This window comes from Thermobispora bispora DSM 43833 (assembly GCF_000092645.1).
Classification (GTDB): Bacteria; Actinomycetota; Actinomycetes; order Streptosporangiales; family Streptosporangiaceae; genus Thermobispora; species Thermobispora bispora.
Genome location: NC_014165.1, coordinates 2,795,164 through 2,812,111 on the forward strand (window position 1 = coordinate 2,795,164; position 16,948 = coordinate 2,812,111).

The 16,948-nt window shown below is 73.2% G+C and carries 9 protein-coding genes; 3 read left to right on the forward strand and 6 right to left on the reverse strand.

The window, feature by feature from the left end:
• Positions 1-3: 3 nt before the first annotated feature.
• Entirely contained in the window at positions 4-2,106 is a 2,103-nt protein-coding gene (locus TBIS_RS11880; protein WP_013132636.1) for a SpoIIE family protein phosphatase, read from the reverse strand.
• A gap of 722 nt (positions 2,107-2,828) precedes the next feature.
• Between TBIS_RS11880 and TBIS_RS11885 the strand changes: the two genes are divergently transcribed.
• Both TBIS_RS11885 and TBIS_RS11890 read left to right on the forward strand, forming a co-directional pair.
• Positions 2,829-4,331: a hypothetical protein gene (locus tag TBIS_RS11885; RefSeq protein WP_013132637.1), complete on the forward strand. Its 1,503-nt coding sequence runs from the start codon at positions 2,829-2,831 to the stop codon at positions 4,329-4,331.
• Between the two features lie 63 nt (positions 4,332-4,394).
• Positions 4,395-5,171 (forward strand): LamB/YcsF family protein, encoded by a 777-nt coding sequence (locus TBIS_RS11890; RefSeq protein ID WP_013132638.1) that lies wholly within the window; start codon positions 4,395-4,397, stop codon positions 5,169-5,171.
• A gap of 6 nt (positions 5,172-5,177) precedes the next feature.
• On the opposite strand, the gene TBIS_RS11895 is transcribed toward TBIS_RS11890, so the two are convergent.
• Positions 5,178-6,878, reverse strand: a complete 1,701-nt coding sequence (locus tag TBIS_RS11895; protein WP_013132639.1) for an ABC transporter family substrate-binding protein — start codon at positions 6,876-6,878, stop codon at positions 5,178-5,180.
• Between the two features lie 109 nt (positions 6,879-6,987).
• Complete coding sequence (locus TBIS_RS11900; RefSeq protein WP_013132640.1) at positions 6,988-9,327, reverse strand: AAA family ATPase; 2,340 nt, start codon at positions 9,325-9,327, stop codon at positions 6,988-6,990.
• 172 nt (positions 9,328-9,499) lie between these two features.
• On the opposite strand from TBIS_RS11900, the gene TBIS_RS11905 reads away from it, so the two are divergent.
• Positions 9,500-11,086, forward strand: a complete 1,587-nt coding sequence (locus tag TBIS_RS11905) for an MFS transporter (RefSeq protein ID WP_013132641.1) — start codon at positions 9,500-9,502, stop codon at positions 11,084-11,086.
• A 136-nt stretch (positions 11,087-11,222) separates the two neighbouring features.
• On the opposite strand, the gene TBIS_RS11910 is transcribed toward TBIS_RS11905, so the two are convergent.
• The 3 genes from TBIS_RS11910 to TBIS_RS11920 form a co-directional block, all read right to left on the reverse strand.
• The gene (locus TBIS_RS11910) at positions 11,223-12,224 is read right to left on the reverse strand and encodes a LacI family DNA-binding transcriptional regulator (protein ID WP_013132642.1); all 1,002 of its coding nucleotides are present in this window, start codon (positions 12,222-12,224) and stop codon (positions 11,223-11,225) included.
• Positions 12,221-15,025, reverse strand: a complete 2,805-nt coding sequence (locus TBIS_RS11915; RefSeq protein WP_013132643.1) for a glycoside hydrolase family 3 protein — start codon at positions 15,023-15,025, stop codon at positions 12,221-12,223. Before TBIS_RS11915 ends, TBIS_RS11910 begins: the two co-directional genes overlap by 4 nt.
• Positions 15,026-15,537: 512 nt before the next feature.
• Positions 15,538-16,749, reverse strand: coding sequence for an ROK family transcriptional regulator (locus TBIS_RS11920; RefSeq protein ID WP_013132644.1), 1,212 nt, complete (start codon positions 16,747-16,749; stop codon positions 15,538-15,540).
• Between the last annotated feature and the right edge of the window lie 199 nt (positions 16,750-16,948).

Consider the following 16,948-nt stretch of genomic DNA (forward strand, 5'->3'; position numbering starts at 1 on the left):
CATTCAGTCACTCTTTGTGTCCGGGGGTACGTGCACCGCGAGCACGGTGACGTCGTCGTCCTGTTCGTACCCGGCGAGCATGCGGTCCACCAGGTAGTCCAGGAGCGCCTCCGGATCGGTCAGGATCTTCGGCGGCGCCTCCGCGACGATCGACGTGAGCTCCTTCAGCCCGGTGTCGAGCCCGCGCCGGCGGTTCTCGACCAGGCCGTCCGTGTAGAGCACGGCCGTGTACCCGGGCGGCACGCAGATCTTCGAGTGCTTCCGGCTGGTCGCCCAGCCGAGCGGCGTGCCGGGCTGCGCCTCGTGCAGGATCGCGGTCCCCTGCGGGGAGACCAGCAGCGGCGGCGGGTGCCCGGCGAGGCCGAGCATCCCCTCGCCCGTGCCCGGCTCCACCACCATGTACGCCAGGGTCGTGACCTGCTCCTCCTCCTCGGTCGCCTCGAACACCCGGTCCAGGCCGGTGAGCACGGCGTCCGGGATCGGATGGTTGGTGAACGCCAGCGCCCGCACGGCGTTCCGGATCCGGCCCATGCCGGCGGCCGCCTTCACGCCCTTGCCCATCACGTCGCCGACCACCGCGGCCACCTGGCCGTTCGGCAGCACGAACGCGTCGTACCAGTCGCCGCCGACCTGGGAGTGCCGGGAGCCGGAGCGGAACCAATAGGCCAGGACCAGGCCGCGCACCTCGGGGAGGCTGTCCGGGAGCAGGCTGCGCTGGAGCGTCTCCGCCGTCCGGTGCTCCCGCTCGAAGAGCGTGGCCCGCTCGACCGCGAGGGCGCACTGACCCGCGAGGGCCTCGAGGAAGACCCCCTCCTCCTGCGAGATCTTCTGCTCCTTGCGGAACGCGAACCGCAGCGCCCCGAGGGCACGGCCGGCCGCGAGCAGGGGGAGCCCCACCCAGGAGCGCTCCTCGGTGCTCTCGAGGAACTCGGCGATCCGCCTCTCGTCAGCGCCCGCGTCGAGGAGCTGGTTGCGGAGGACCTCCCGCGACTCGGCGAAGATCGGGCGGCGGCTGTTCACCGCCATCGTCATGATGTTCGTGTCGGTGAGGGGGATCTCCTCGCCGGGCGCGTCGGGCACGTCACCGCCGCCGCGGACCTCGAGGATCGCCCGCTCCTGGTCGAGGAGGGCGACGGCGGAGTGGTCCGCGGCGAGAGCCGTGCGGCCGACATCGATGATCACCTGGACCACCTGGTCCACGGTGAGCGCCTCGGCGAGCATCGCCGTGGCGCCCTGGAGCCGGGCGGTGCGCAGCGCCGCCGCGCCGAGCTGGTCGGTGAGGCGGCCGCGCATCTCCTCGGCCTCCCGCTGCGGGGTGACGTCCTGGTTCGCGCCCACCCACTCGATCACGCGGCCGTGGCGCATGATCGGCACGGCGCGCACCTCGAAGTGCCGGTAGCCGCTCGCCCGGGTGCGCACGCGAAAGCTCCACTCGAACATGGTCCGCCCGCGCAGGGCCTCCCGCCAGGCCTCCTCGGCGGCGGGGCGGTCGTCCGGGTGGACGGCGTCGAGCCAGCCCTTCTCGAAGTACTCCTCGAGCCCTTGGCCGGTGATCGCCCGCCACTGCGGGGCGTCCTCGGTGATGGCGCCGGTGGGCGTGGTGATCCACACGACCTGCTGCTGGGACTCGACCAGCGTGCGGTACCGCTCCTCGCTGCGCTGCAGCTCCTCCTCGACCCGCTGCTGCTCGGTCATGTCGACCCCGAACAGCGCGGCGCCGATGAACTCGCCGGCCTCGCCGCGGAGGGGGAAGAACGACACCGCCCAGTGGCGGGTGTCGCCGTTCTCGGCCCGGGTCATGATCCGCTGATCGGTGACCGGGAGCTTGCCCTCCCTGACCCGCTCGAGCGCCGACTCGATGAGGTTGGCGAGGTCGGCGGGGAACGCGTCCCCCGCGAGCAGCTCGGACGGGAGCCGGCCCACGTGCCGGTCGACCGGCAGGCCGGTGAGCTCGGTGAAGGTCGAGTTGACCCGGAGGAACCGCCCGCCCGGGTCGAAGAACGCGAAGGCGAAGGGCGCCTCCGCCATCATGCCGTTGAAGATCTCAGAATCTGAGATGTCCAAATCGGACTCCCGGGGCCGGGGCACGGAGGTTTCGGCGCTCATGGTCGGCACCTCCGTCGCGTGCCAGGCTCTCCCACGGGGCACATCTCCATAGCTTCTGATCGGTAGCAGATCCGCCCTCCATCATGGGCGACCGGCATGCGCGGACGGAAGCCCCGCCCATCATTCGGTCAACGCATCTTGTCAGAAGACCGTGGTGTCACGCGCGAAGATCCGGCCCACCCGCTGGTCGCCCGGAGTGACGGATCCGCTAGGTGGAACCTTCCGAACGCAGTCCTGCGGCACCCATGACGCTGCCCACCGACCGGTACACCCCCTCCTCGCCGTACGCGCCGGCCGCCTCGTGCCGCTCTCTCGGCGGACCCGGGAGATCCACCCTCGCCTCTGCCCGCTGCGGGCACCGAGCGTCAGGCAGCGCACAAGATCGACGCCCGCAGGGACATCTTTCCATACCGTAGTCCGGTTCGACCATGGTAATGGGCGATCATCACGGGCCGCGAACACGGATGGATCTTGAACCGGAGGCCCGCCCCGGCCGGTCCGCACCGGCGATCACAGGGGCACCGGTGATCACATCCCGCCGCCGGGTCCGTAGGCTCGTCCTCAGTGGGCGTCCCAGATAACGGGGTAGTCACCGCACCGCGTTGCTGACGCCGTTGCCCCGGCAAATGCGAGAAGCTGACATTCGTGAGCGAGCGGAGCGAGTTCTCGTGAGTCGCCGACATCGACGGGTTGCCCGGCCGCCGGACGACGTCTTCGCCGAGATGCTGGTGGCGGCCCGGGAGCTGCTCGCCGTCCGCACGCCGCTGGACGCGGAGCTCATGGTCTCCGACATGCTCGGGGCCTGGTGGGGCAGACGGCTGCGCGGCGGTGACGTGGAGCAGATCCTCGGCGAGGGTCTGGTCGACTACGCGGCGAAGGCCGGTACCCCGGCGGCGCTCACCCTGCTCATCTCGATCGCCTACCTCGGCACGCCGCGGCAGGCCGCCAAGGCGGAGGGCGCCGCGCTCGCCCTGATGCGGTCGGGCGTGGCGCGGCCGCGCTGGGCGGACCGGGTCGGCGCGGTCACCCCCGTCGGCTGCTACGTCTCCCGGGACATCTACGGCGACCAGGACACGGTCGTGTGCACCTTCGCCTACGACGGCGAGGACCCGCACGCGCTGGTCATGGTCGTCGACTACAACATGGGCGGCATGGCCCGGGACGCCTGGGTCTCCTCCCAGGTGGACAAGCTGCTCGAGCAGGCCCGGACGGAGGCGGCCGGCGACCCGATGCTCCGCTTCGAGGAGATCGAGCCGCAGCAGGCGCGCGCCCTGCTCGAGTTCGCCATGAAGACCACCAAGCAGGCGCACTCCCGGCGGAACGCGCCCCGGCTGGTGAGCGACAGCTACAGCGCGTGCCACGCGTTCGCCCGCGCCCGGATCAAGGCGCTGCCGCCCGGCCGGATGCGCCCGGCGCCGCTCCACGCCGAGGCGCCCTACAGCCGGGACCGGCGGGCGACGCTCGCCGCCGAGTTCCTCGCCTCCGAGGCCGCGGAGACCCTCTCCGACCCGTCGGCGGCCTCCCGGTGCGCCGACTACATCATCGACTACGGGTGCGATCAGGACTTCGGCCGCCCGCTCCGGGTGAGCCCGGCCAAGTGCGAGACGTTCCTGCTGCACTGGCTGCCGCGGAAGGTGCTCCTCACCCCGGAGGAGCAGGACGCGATGCCGCTGGTGCTCTCGGCGTGGGTGCGGTTCGCCGCGCCGCGGCTCGGGCTGCCCGAGCAGGCGGTGCGGGCCACGCTCGACGCGATCTGGGACGCGACGGCCCGGTTCGCCGAGGCCTACCGGGATCCGACCACGTTCGGCCTGGACCGCGCGCTCGTGCACCGGCTCCTGCCCGACAAGGACCTGTCCGCCCTGCCCCGGCGCGCGTTCGCCTTCCCGCTGCTGCAGGGGATGCACGGCTCGATCAACCTCGACGTGCTCGACCCGGCCGACCCGTCCGACCGGCGGGTCCTGCTGAAGCTCGACCACGCCGGGGAGCTGAACCGGCCCGACCTCGAGGAGCACCTCGCCTGGCACGAGGAGATCGCCACCCGCCTGTGGAACGGCGACCCGCCGCAGCTGTGGGAGGCGGCCCAGCGGCTGATGGATCTCGGCTACGAGCGGCACGAGATCCTGCACATCCTCATCGAGATCGCCGAGCGGATCGGGGATCACCCGGAGGAGCTCGCCTCGGCCCTCGAGGACATCGCCGACATCCCGGACGAGGCGGCCTGGTGACCCCGCGCCGCACGGCGCTCCTCCGGGGTGCACCATGATGGGTGGGAGTTGTCGGAGGAACCGGTGGTCATCGACCTGAACGCGGACCTCGGCGAAGGGTTCGGCATCTGGCGGATCGGCGACGACGAGGCGCTGCTCGACGTGGTGAGCAGCGCCAACGTGGCCTGCGGCTTCCACGCCGGCGACCCGCTCATCATCCGCCGCACCTGCGCGGCCGCGGTGGACCGCGGCGTGGTGATCGGGGCGCAGGTCTCCTACCGGGACCTGTCCGGCTTCGGCCGCCGCGAGATCGAGATGGATCCGGACGAGCTCCACGCGGACGTGCTGTACCAGCTCGCCGCCGTGGACGGCATCGCCCGCTCGCTGGGCGGCCGGGTGGCGTACGTGAAGCCGCACGGCGCCCTCTACAACCGGGCGTGCCGGGACGTCGCGCACGCGGAGGCGGTGGTGGCGGCGGTCGCGGACTACGCGGCCGGGCTCCCCCACCACCCGAGGCCGCTGCCCATCCTGACCCTCCCCACCTCGGTCGTGCACCGGGTGGCGGAGCGGTACCGCGTCCCCACGGTCAGCGAGTGCTTCGCCGACCGCGCCTACACGCCCGAGGGCACCCTGGTCCCCCGCCGGATGCCGGGGGCCGTGCTGCACGACCCGGAGGTGGTCGCCGAGCGCGCCGTCCGCATGGCCCGGGACGGCGTGGTCACGGCCATCGACGGCACGGAGCTGCGGATCGAGGCGCGCTCGGTCTGCGTCCACGGTGACACCCCCGACGCGGTACGGCTGGCGCAGACCGTCCGGAAGGCCCTGGACTCGGCCGGCGTCACCGTGGCGCCGTTCGCCTGATCGGGCTCACGACACGTACCCGATGTCCTCGTACCGCAGGTCGTAGAAGCCGTTGGCGCCCACGTTGGCGAGCGTGGACCGGACCGCGACGTTCTGCGGGACCTGGTAGAGGGGCAGCACGTTGACCTTCTCCCAGATCAGGGCGTCGGCGGCGTGGATCAGCTCGATGACCTCCTTCTGGTCGAGCGTGCTCCCCGCGTCGTACATCGCCTGGTCGATCTCGCTGCTCCCGCTTCGCCCCAGGTTGGAGTACCACTTCACCTCGTCGCCCCGGCCGGGCTCCCCGTTGGCGTAGATGTCGTAGGCGCTGGAGATCGGGAACGGCGAGCTCGGGTAGGAGAAGGCGGTGATGTCGAACTTGCCGGGCAGCAGGTGCTTGGTGAAGAAGTCCTGGAAGCGGACCCGCGCCACGTCCACCTGCACGCCGATCTTCTGGAGCATGAGGCGCACCACCTGGGCCTGGGTCTCGGTCACCCGCACCCCGGCGGGAACCACGAACCGCAGCCGGAGCGGCTTGCCGTTCTTCGACCTCACCTTCCCGGACAGCTTCCAGCCGGCCTCGTCGAGCAGCCGGGCGGCGCGCTTGGGGTCGTAGGCGCCGTGGGCGCCGGCGTTGCTCCGGTACCCGTACTGGCTGTTCATGAGGAAGTGGTGGTCGAGGGTGACGATCGGCCAGCCGAGCCCCTTGAGGTCGATCTCCATGATCGCCTTGCGGTCGATGGCGAGCGCGATCGCCTGCCGCACGCGGAGATCGGAGAGCACCTCGCTCTCCCCGTTGAAGGTGAGCTGGCGGTACTCGGGGCCCGCGGCCTGCCGGACCACCGCGTCCCAGACCTCCCGCACCGCGGCGTAGTTCTCCGGGGACGGGCCGATGTCGAACACGTCGATCTCGCCCTTGGTGAAGGCCCGCAGCATGGTGGTCGGCTGGACGTGCCGGAACTCGATCCGGTCGAGCTTCGCCGGGTTGCCCCACCACTGCGGCGACCGGGCGAGCGTGATCGTCTTGCCCTTGGCGTCGAACTTCTCCACCTGGAACGGCCCGGCGGTGACCGGGATCCGGTTGATCCAGCCGGAGTTGAACTCGTCCGGCGACGCGTTGGTCGAGCGCGGGTAGAGCGGGGTGAAGAGCGACTGCCACTCGTTGAACGGCTCGGCGAGGGTGACGACCACCTCGCGGTCGCTCGACCCGCGCGCCACGCTCTTGATGTTCTCGTACGCGATGGACGAGTCGGCCCGGTAGCCGCCGTCCCGGCCGCTCATGGCCTTCCACTGGGCGGCGAAGTCCTCCCAGGTGATCGGCTTGCCGTCGGACCACCGGGCCTTCGGGTTGATGGTGTAGGTGATCACCTGGTTCGGCGAGGTCGCCGTGATCCGCGCGTTGGTGACGTAGTCGGTGTCGAGGGAGAGGCGTCCCCGCTCGTCGGACCGGAAGACCCGCGGCAGCAGCGCGGAGATGACGACCTTGACGTTCGCCAGGGAGCCGTCGGCGTGGTTGTAGTTCCACTGCGTGGGGAAGTCGCTCAGCCCCCAGCGCAGCGTGCCGCCGTTCTTCACCTTGTCCCGGGCGACCTGGTTGATGTCGAGAGCTTTGACGGGAGAGGGCAGCGGCGTGCCGTCACGTCCGCCCGAGGGCGGCGCGGCGCCGCATGCGCCGACGGCCCACAGAAAGACCAGTACGGTCAGGGCGACCGGCCATCGTGCTCTCACGTGACTTCTCCGATCACTCTGGCTACTCTGCGCATAAGAGTAGTAGCAGAGTGTGACCGTCTTCGGCGATCAGGACACGCCACCACGAAGAAGGAAGGTCAGGGCCGGGCTACGACAATTCGTCGATCGCGGCCCGCACGTCCTCGCTGGTGATCGTGGTCAGCTCGGCGTCGTCGGCGGTCCCCTTCGCCGCGAGCCGCACGTCGCGCCGCATGGCGGCGCGTTCGTAGATCGAGCGGACGAACCGGCCGTTGCCCAGGCCGTCGATCAGCCCTTCGCGGCAGACCCAGCCGAAGAGGTCGGCGAGGTCGCGGGCGGCCGCCTCGTCGAACCGGTCGCCGTTGGCCGCGGCGATCGCCTCGGCGATCGCCGACAGCTCGGCCGGGGTGTACGAGGGGAACACGATGCGCTGGTCGAACCGGGAGGCGAGCCCGGGGTTGGAGGCGAGAAAGGCGTCCATCTCCCGCTCGTAGCCGGCGAGGATGATCACCAGGCGGTCCCGGTCGTCCTCGGCCCGCTTCAGCAGGGTCTGCACCGCCTCCGTGCCGAAGGCGTCGCCGCCCGAGTACCCCGGGTTGACCAGGCTGTAGGCCTCGTCGATGAAGAGGACGCCGCCCAGGGCCCGGTCGATGAGCTCGTTGGTCTTGATCGCGGTGGCGCCGAGGTGCTGGCCGACGAGGTCGGCGCGGGTGGCCTCGACCACGTCGGGCCGGGCGAGCATGCCGAGGGCGGCGAAGATCCGGCCGAGGATCCGGGCCACGGTGGTCTTGCCGGTGCCCGGCGGCCCGACGAACACGAAGTGCCGCATCTGCGGCTGCACGGGCAGCCCGCGCTCCTCGCGCATGCGCGCAACCTTGAGCTGAGCGGCGATCGACCGCACCTGGCGCTTGACCGGCTCGAGCCCGACCATCCGGTCGAGGTCGGCGAGGGCCTCCTCCAGGGTGGGGGTCGCCTGGTACCCCCGGTAGCGGGCGGTGATCTCGTCGAAGGCCTTGCGGACGTCCTCGGCGGTGATGGTCACCAGGTCGTCGCCGCTCGGCGCCCGGCCGGCCCCGACGATCCGCACGTCCCGGGCCTGGGCCGCGGACTCGGCGAGGCTCCGCGCGAACCGGGCGTTGCCGAGCTCGTCGATGAGCCCCCTGCGGTGCACGTCCTCGTACAGGCCGCGCAGCACCGGGGCCGCGCCGGGGGCGAGCCGGTCGCCGCGCTTGGCGAGGATGGACTCGGTGATCCGGAGCAGCTCCTCGGGGGTGTAGCTGGGGAAGCGGATCCGGGTGGCGAACCGGCTGGACAGCCCGGGGTTGGACGAGAGGAACTCGTCCATCTCGCGCTCGTAGCCCGCGAGGATGATCACCAGGCGGTCGCGGTCGTCCTCGGCCCGCTTCAGCAGGGTCTGCACCGCCTCGGCGCCGAACCGGTCCGGCTGGCCGTCCCCGGAGTTGATCAGGCTGTAGGCCTCGTCGATGAAGAGGACGCCGCCCAGGGCCCGGTCGATGAGCTCGTTGGTCTTGATCGCGGTCGCCCCGAGGTACTCCCCCACCAGGTCGGCCCGCTGCGCCTCCACCACGTACGGGGTCTCCAGCAGCCCGAAGGCGTAGCAGATCGTGGCCAGGGTGCGGGCGACGGTGGTCTTGCCGGTGCCCGGGGGCCCGACGAAGACGAAGTGCCGCAGCGGCTGCTCCGCCGTGTAGCCGGCCTCCCGGCGCAGCCGCGCCGCCTCGATCGACGCGGCGATCGCCCGGACCTGCTCCTTCACCGGCTCCAGGCCGATCATCGCCTCGAGCTCGCCGAGCGCCTCCTCGACGCTGATCCGCGGGGGCGGCTCGGCGGCGGGCGGCGCGGCCCGGGTGCCGCCCGCCCGCGCCCGCTCCGGCAGCACCGCGGTGGTCTCCTGCGGCGGCGCGCCGCTCCCCTGCCGGGCCTGGATCATCCGGTAGCCGAGCACCGCCGCGGCCGTGCCGTACGACCCGGCGATGACGGCGGTGGTGGAGAACGCGGAGAGCCCGATCGCGACGGCCCCGGCGGGGACGAGGGCGAAGACGGTGGTGAGCCACGGCGGGAGCGGGCGGATCAGGTGCGCGGCGCAGGCGACCACGAGCCCGAGGAACATCAGCAGCCCGGGCACGGGCGACTGCGTGCCGAACACGTACCGGAACACCGGGAGCAGCAGCCCCCAGCCGACGAGCACGAGCACGGTAGCGGCGGCCCGGGGGAAGCGCAGGGTGAGCGCGGTGTAGCCGAGCACCACGACGGTGGCGAAGAACGTGGTGACGAGCGGCCAGCCGAGCGCGGCGGCCAGGCCCATGACCGCGACGAGCAGGATGGCGAAGAGCGCGCGCCGCGCGAACGGCGAGAGCCGGAGATAGCCGTACCGGACCTGCTCGAACAGCTCGCGGGCCACGGCAGTGTTTAACCGGCCCGCGGCCCGTGCCTTGTCCGAGTCCCCCATGGTCGCCTCCCCGCCTCGCCCCGGTTATACCGCACCCGGGGCCGCGATGGGGGCGGTGGCACGCCGCGGGCTCGCCCGAGTGGCGCACCGAGAGACCGAATATTCTGGGGCAATTGGGGCCTATGTCATAAGGTGCGACGCATGTGCCACGCCGAGGAGCACTGAACGGCCGATGACCGCCACCGACGTCGGGGCCGGGCCGGCCGCTGCTCGCCACCCCGCGGGCGCCGTGGACGGGCGCCGCAGGTGGTCGATCCTCGCCCTGCTCTGCTGCAGCCTGCTGCTCATCGCGGTCGACGCGACCGTGCTGCACATCGCCGTGCCGGCGCTCACGGCGGCCCTGAAGCCGTCCGCGGTCGAGCTCCTCTGGATCATCGACGTCTACTCGCTCGTCGTCGCGCCCCTGCTCATCACCTTCGGCACGCTCGGCGACCGGTTCGGGCGGCGGCGCCTCCTGCTCAGCGGCTACGCGGTGTTCGGGCTCGCCTCCCTGGCCGCGGCGTTCGCCCCCAGCCCGCCCGCGCTCATCGCCGCCCGGGCGGCGCTCGGCGTCGGCGGCGCCATGATCATGCCGGCCACCCTGTCGATCATCCGGCAGGTCTTCACCGACCGGCGGGAGCGGGCGCTCGCCCTCGGCGTGTGGAGCGCGGTGGCCGCGGCCGGCGCGGCCATGGGACCGCTGATCGGCGGCGTGCTCGTCGAGCACCTGTGGTGGGGCGCGGTCTTCCTCATCAACGTGCCGCTGCTGCTCGCCGCCCTCCCGGTCGCGGCATGGCTCCTCCCCGCATCGCCCCGGCGGCCGGAGGCGCCGTGGGACTGGCCCAGCGCGGCGCTCTCCATCGTGGGGATCCTCGCCATCGCGTTCGGGGTCAAGGAGGGCGGCGACGGGCCCGCCGCCGGACGCTGGATCGCCGGGGCCATGCTCCTCGCCGGCGTCGCGCTCCTCGCCTGGTTCGTCCGGCGGCAGCGCCGGCTCACCGCGCCCCTGCTCGACATCGGGCTGTTCACCCGGCGGGCGTTCGCCACCGGGGTGGCGTGCGTGCTGCTCGCGGTCTTCTCCCTCGTCGGGCTCGAGCTGCTGCTCGCCCAGTACCTGCAGCTCGTGCTCGGCCTCACCCCGGTCGGGGCGGCCCTCCGCATGCTCCCGCTGATGCTCGCCGCCGTCACCGGCGGGATCCTCGCCGCGTTCGTGCTGCGGTGGCTCGGCCTGCGGGCCACCATCGCCGGCGGGCTCGCCCTCACCGCGGTCTCCCTGGTCCCGACGCTCTTCTGGGGGACGGAGCCGCACGAGACCATGCTCGCCGTCTGCCTCATGGGCATCGGGTTCGGGGTGGAGGTCGCGCTGCTCGCCGCCTCGGACACGATCATGGCGTCGGCCCCGGAGGAGCGGGCCGGCGGCGCGGCGGCGATCGAGGAGACCGCCTACGAGCTCGGCGCCGGGCTCGGGATCGCGGTGCTCGGCACGATCACCACCATCGGCTACGCCTCGGCGCTCCGGCCGGTCGCCGGCGTGCCGGCCGGGCTCATGGCCCGGGCCCGGGAGTCGCTCGCCGCGGCCGCGGACGTGGCCGCCGGGGTGGGCGGGCCGGCGGGGGCGGCGCTCCTCGGCGCGGCCAAGCGGGCCTTCGTCTCCGCGCTCCACCACACGGTCACCGTGAGCGTCGCGCTGCTCGCCGGGACCGCGCTCATGGTCGCCCTGCTGCTCCCCCGCTCGGCTCAGGAGCCGGCGGGCGAGGGCGCCCCGGAGGGCCAGGAGTGATCTCACCCCCGGACGGCCGGGAACGGCCGAGCCCGCGCGGGCTCGCCGCACCCGAGCGGTTCGCCCGGGCCCCGATCGGCTCGCCGGGCCGTACGGCGCGGCCGCACCCGCCCGGGCGCGCGGCGGGCCCGGCGGGTCAGCCGGTGCTCTCGCGGACGGTGAGCCGGGGTTCGAGGAGCGTCGACCGCGGCACGGGCTCGCCCTCGAGCTTCGCCATGAGCAGCCGCACCGCCTGGCGCCCGACGTCCTCGGCCGGGATCGGGACCGAGGTCACCGCGGGGCTCGTCCGCTCGGCGATGTCGTCGGGGCAGATCGCCACGACCGAGACGTCGTCCGGCACCCGCCTGCCGAGGAGGCGCAGCGCGGCGAGCACGTGACCCAGGGCCGCCTCATTGTGCACCACGAGGCCCGACAGATCGGGATGCGCGGCGAACAGGCCCTTGACCGTCTCGTAGACCTCGTCGAAGGACTCCTCGCAGGGCAGGGCGTCCGCCTCCAGGCCGAGCCGCCGCACCGCCTCGGTGAACCCGGCGAGGGTGCGCTCGGCGAAGCCGGTGCCGCGCCGGTAGACCACCCGCGGAGCGCCCAGCAGCGCGATCCGCCGGTGGCCGAGCTCGGCGAGGTGCTCGGCGCAGAGCGCGCCCGCGCGGGCGAAGTCGAGGTCCACGCAGGTCAGGCCCTCGGTGTCCGCGGGGAAGCCGATCAGCACGCTCGGCTGGGGCAGCTCGCGCAGCAGCGGCACGCGCGGATCGTGGATCTCCACGTCCATGAGCAGCAGGCCGTCGACCATGGCGCTCGCCGCCACCCGGCGCAGTCCCTCCGGCCCCTCGTCGGCGGTCATGAGCAGCACGTCGTGGTCGTACTGCCGGGCCGTGGTGACCACCGAGGTCGCGAACTGCATGAGGACCGTCAGGTTCATGCCGGCCCGCAGCGGCAGCACCAGGCCGATCACGTTCGTCCGTTTGCTGGCGAGCGCGCGGGCGCCCGCGTTCGGGTGGTAGCCGAGCGCCCGGACGCTCTCCAGGACGCGCTGCCGCGTGCTCGCCGAGATCGCCCGCTTGCCGCTCAGCACATAGGAGACCGTGCTGACCGCGACTCCGGCGTGCTTGGCGACGTCGGCGATGGTGACCGTCTTCACCGGAGGAACTCCAGCGTACGCACCAGGACCCCCTCGTTCTCGAACACCACGTAGAGATCGTGCACCCCGGCGGTCTCCGCCAGCTCCATGCCGACCTGCACGTAATCGTGCCTGCTCGCCGTGGGGGGCACGGTCGCCGTGCCGAGCACCCGCCCGGCGAGCGGGTCGCCGAGCCGGAGCGTGAGCGTCCCGCCCTCGGCGCTCGCCACGGTGAGCAGGCAGCGGGCCGGCCCCGCACCCGGCGGCCCGAAATCGGCGTCACGGAACGCGATCCACGCTCCCGGGCAGGTGGCGCGGACCGCGTCCCCGGCGTCGACGGCGGCGTCGCACAGTACTACTCCGTCGTACTCGTCGTGGGCGGCCGCGTCCAGTGGGCGGCCGAGGTCCCGCGGCGGGATGCGCTCGCCCTTGACCGTGAAGGCGGCGGTGAGCCGGATGTCGCGCGAGGACCGGCCGACCATCACCCGGTGCGGGGCCTCCTCCACCACGAACCTGCCCCTGGTCACGTCCCAGAACGCCAGCTCGGCGATGGGCACGTCCACCGAGACCGTACGGCTCTCGCCGGGCGCGAGCCGTACCTTGCGGAACCCGCAGAGCCGGCGCAGGGGCTGCTTGACCCGGGAGCGCCGCTGGTGGGTGTAGAACTGCACGACCTCCTCGCCCACCCGCGGCCCGGTGTTCCGCACGGTCACGGCGATGGTCAGCGTGTCCCGTGGGGTGAGCTCGGTGGCGGAGAGGGTCAGCCCGGAGTAGGCGAAGCCGGTGTAGCTGAGGCCGTGGCCGAACGGGTAGAGCGGCTCGCCCCGGTAATAGAGGTATGTGGCGTCGTTGGCGATGATGTCGTAGTCGAGCAGGTCGGGGAGTTCCGCGGCCGACCGGTACCAGGTCTGGGTGATCCGGCCGCCGGGGTCCGCGTCGCCGAACAGCACGTCGGCCAGGGCGTTGCCGTACTCCTGCCCGCCGTGGGCGGACCAGAGGATCGCGGGGAGGTGCGCGTCCGCCCAGGTGATCGCGAAGGGGTACCCGCTGCAGATGACGAGGACGGTCGCCGGGTTGGCCGCGTGGACCGCGCGCACCAGCTCCCCCTGCCGCCGGGGCAGCCACAGGTCGGCCCGGTCCTCGGTCTCCCTGCCGTTCACCAGCGGATGGTCGCCGACCACGACGATGGCGACGTCCGCGCGGGCCGCGGCCTCGGCCGCGCGGGCGGCGCCGCTGTCGATCAGCTCCAGGGTGAGCACGGCGGCGGCCTCCGGGTCCGCGGTGATCCTCGCCACGCCGTCCGCGACGGTGACGTAGCCGCCGGTGGCGATGTGGCGGAGGGCCACGCCGCCCGGCCGCTCCTCCAGGCGGAACGTCTCCCGCACCTCCCAGCCGGACACGCCCGGCTTGTCGTTGACGAGGACCCCGTCGTCCCCCACCGAGACGTGCCGCCCGTTGGCGACCGCGCGGAGCGCGTGGGCGCCGCCTCCCCAGTCGAACAGGTCGAAGCCGGACCGCTCCGGCCCCACCCGCAGCGGTCCCCCGCTCTCCCCCGGCGCCGCCACCAGGTAGCCGTCCGCGGTGCGGAGCGCGATCCGGTCGACGCCCTCGCAGTAGAGGGTCGGGCACCGCCCGGAGAGCGCCGTGCGCGCGGTGACCCGGTACGGCAGGGTGCCGCTGTACCAGTCCTCGAACAGGGCGTCGGCGAGCGGGCCGATGACCGCGAGCGTCTTCGGGGAGCGGAGCGGCAGGATGCCGTCGTTCTTCAGCAGCGTGATCGACTGCCGGGCCGCCTCCCGGGCGAGCCGGCGGTGCTCCGGGCAGTTCACCACCTCGTGGGTGATGTGGTCGTACGGCGTGGCCGGGTCGAACTCCCCCAGCCTGACCCGGATCGACAGCACGTGCCGGACGGCCCGGTCGATGTCCTCCTCGGTGAGCAGCCCGCGGTCGAGCGCCGTCCTGATGTGGCCGAGCGTGGCCGCTGGGCGGTCGTCGTCCTGGGTGAAGCTGTCCAGCCCGGCCTTGATCGCATGGGCGTACGCCTGCGGCAGGTCGTCGTGGTAGCCCTGCGGGTCGACGAGGTTCCCCGGCGCGTGCGCGTCGCTCACCACGAGCAGGTCGTCGTCGGTCCAGCTCCGCGCGGTGGCGATCAGCGGCGACAGGTGGGCCGGCCGGCCGTTCACCAGGTTGTAGGAGGGCATGAGCGCCACCGCCGCCCCCGCCTCGATCGCGGGCCGGAACGCCTTCAGCTCGTACTCGTGGAGCACCCGGGGCGGCAGGTTGCTCGAGGTGACGAACCGGTCGGTCTCGTTGTTGTAGCCGAGGAAGTGCTTGAGGGTGGGGGCGGTCCGCAGCACCTCGTGGTCGCCGCGCAGCCCTTGGGCGTAGGCGGTGGCCATCACGCCGGTGAGCCACGGGTCCTCCGAGTACCCCTCCTCGTTGCGGCCCCAGCGCGGGTCCCGGAGCGGGTTGACCACCGGCGCCCACACGTTGCGCCCGACCGCCTGCGGGTCCTTGTGGTGGAAGGCCATGACCTCCTCCCCGGTGGCGGCGCCGACCCGCCGGACCAGCTCGGGGTTCCACGTGCTCGCCAGCCCGATGGCCTGGGGGAAGACCGTGGCCGGGCCGTGCCAGGCGAGGCCGTGCAGCGCCTCGGTCCCGGTGCGGAAGGGCCGGAGCCCGAGCCGCGCCACCGGGGCCTGGTACTGGTGGAGCAGCCCGATCTTCTCCTCCAGGGTGAGCCGGCCGAGCAGGTCATCGACCCGTTCGGCGACGGGCAGCGCGGGGTTCCGGAATGCCGGGCCGGAAGCCGGTTCGTTCATCTGGAGACCCACCCCCTCTGTCGAAGCGCTTCGACAACCGCGGGGGACGCTCCCCTGGGCTGAGCGACTGCCTGCGGTCGGGGAAGCGCTCCGTCGAAGCGCTTCGAAAGTGACCCAGAGCTTTCGGGCGTTTTGCGTCGGGATTACACGAAGCGTGCCTGCTCCTTGGCGCGCGGTCAAGCCTTCTCCGCCCGCCGGCACCGGTGAATCAGGCCACTCTCGCCTCCAGGGACGGTGGGCGGGGCTCTCCGGGGCGAGGAGCGCCCCGCCGTCCTCCGTCGGCTTCGCCGTCGCCGGCTCACCGGTGACGGCCCGGTGCACGAGGTGCTCACCGAGCCGCGCCGGGCCGTCCGCCGCCTCCGGCCGCGCGAGGCCGCGCCGGCGCGCCAGGACCGGCTCGCCTACCCGCCCGGCCGCCGGGTGGGCCGGGGTGGGGCGCGCCTGCCCGGAGAGCTCCCGGCCGCCCGCGGACCCCGCGGCCGGCGGCGGGGCACGGCGATCGCCCGGCCGGGTCAGCCGCCGGCCGGCACCGGTAACCTCCCGGAGTCGACCGAGTCGACGACGCGGGCGGCGCCACCGAGGGCGGCCGCGCCGTGCCCGAGCGTCGAGACCTCCAGCCGGCAGCCGCCGGGGGCCGGCGCCCTCCGCCGCACCTCCTCCTCGGCCACCGGGACCAGCCACGGCGCGAGCGGGACGTAGTAACCCCCGAGGATCACCACCTCGGGGTCGAGCAGGCTCGCGATGATCGCCACCCCCTTGCCGAGGGCGCGCCCGACCTCCTCCAGCAGCGCGAGGACCTCGGGGTCCCCGTCCCTCGCCCGCCGGGCGACCTCCTCGATCTCCGGCTCGAACTCGGCGGGCGGGGCGCCGGGCGCGATGCGGGAGAGGATCGCGCCGATCCCGGCCATCGCCTCCAGGCATCCGCGGCGCCCGCAGTGGCACGGCGGCCCGGCCGCGTCGATCTCGATGTGGCCGATCTCCCCGCTGTGCCCCCGGGCACCGCGCCGCAGCCGGCCGTCCATGATCACACCGGCGCCCACCCCGGCCTCGCCGGTGAGGAAGACGAGGTCGCCGACGTTCCCGTACGGGCCGAACCGGCGCTCGGCGAGGGCGGCGAGGTTGGCGTCGTTGTCGGCCAGCACGGGGAACCCGGGATCGCGCAGGGCCTTGGTGAGGTCGGCGCACAGGTTCACGTCGCGCCACCCCAGGGACGGGGCGGCCCGGACCGAGCCGTCGGCGTCGACCAGGCCGGGGACGGCCACGGCGAGGCCGAGCACCTGCCGGCCCTCCTTGGCCATCCGGTTGACCGCGCGGCGGGCGACGCCGGCCACCGCCGCGACGGCCTGGCTCTCGCTCGACGTCCCGCCGGGGAAGGCCCGGCGCCAGTCGAGCAGCCGCTCCCCCTTGAGGTCGACCGCGACCGCGGTGATGCGGTCGGCGTTCACCTCGATGCCGATCGCCGCGTACGGCGAGCCGTCCAGCACGAGCATGGTCGCCGGCCGGCCCACCCGGTTCTCGGTCTGGCCGACCTCGCGCAGCAGCCGCCGGTCGATGAGGTCGGCGACCAGGCTGGAGACGGTCGCCTTGTTCAGGCCGGTCGAGGCGGCGATGTCGGCGCGCGAGCAGGGGGCGTTCTCCCGCACGAACCGCAGCACCACGGCGAGGTTGGCGGCCCGGACGTCGCTGAAGCCGGCCGGCTGAGGCCCGTTAGGCGAAGTGATCAAGGCATCCCCGCTCCTGTTCCGGCCTCATCATGCCGTACCCGGGGACGCCATGGCACGCCTTGGCCCCCGCCCGGCGGGCGCCGCCCCGGCACGCACGGCCGAACCCCCGCGAGATTCGTTTGACGTCTAGACTAACTAAAATCTCCGAGGCACGCAATCGGCGCCGAGGCCTCCCCGCCCCGGCGCCGATGCGCCGTAC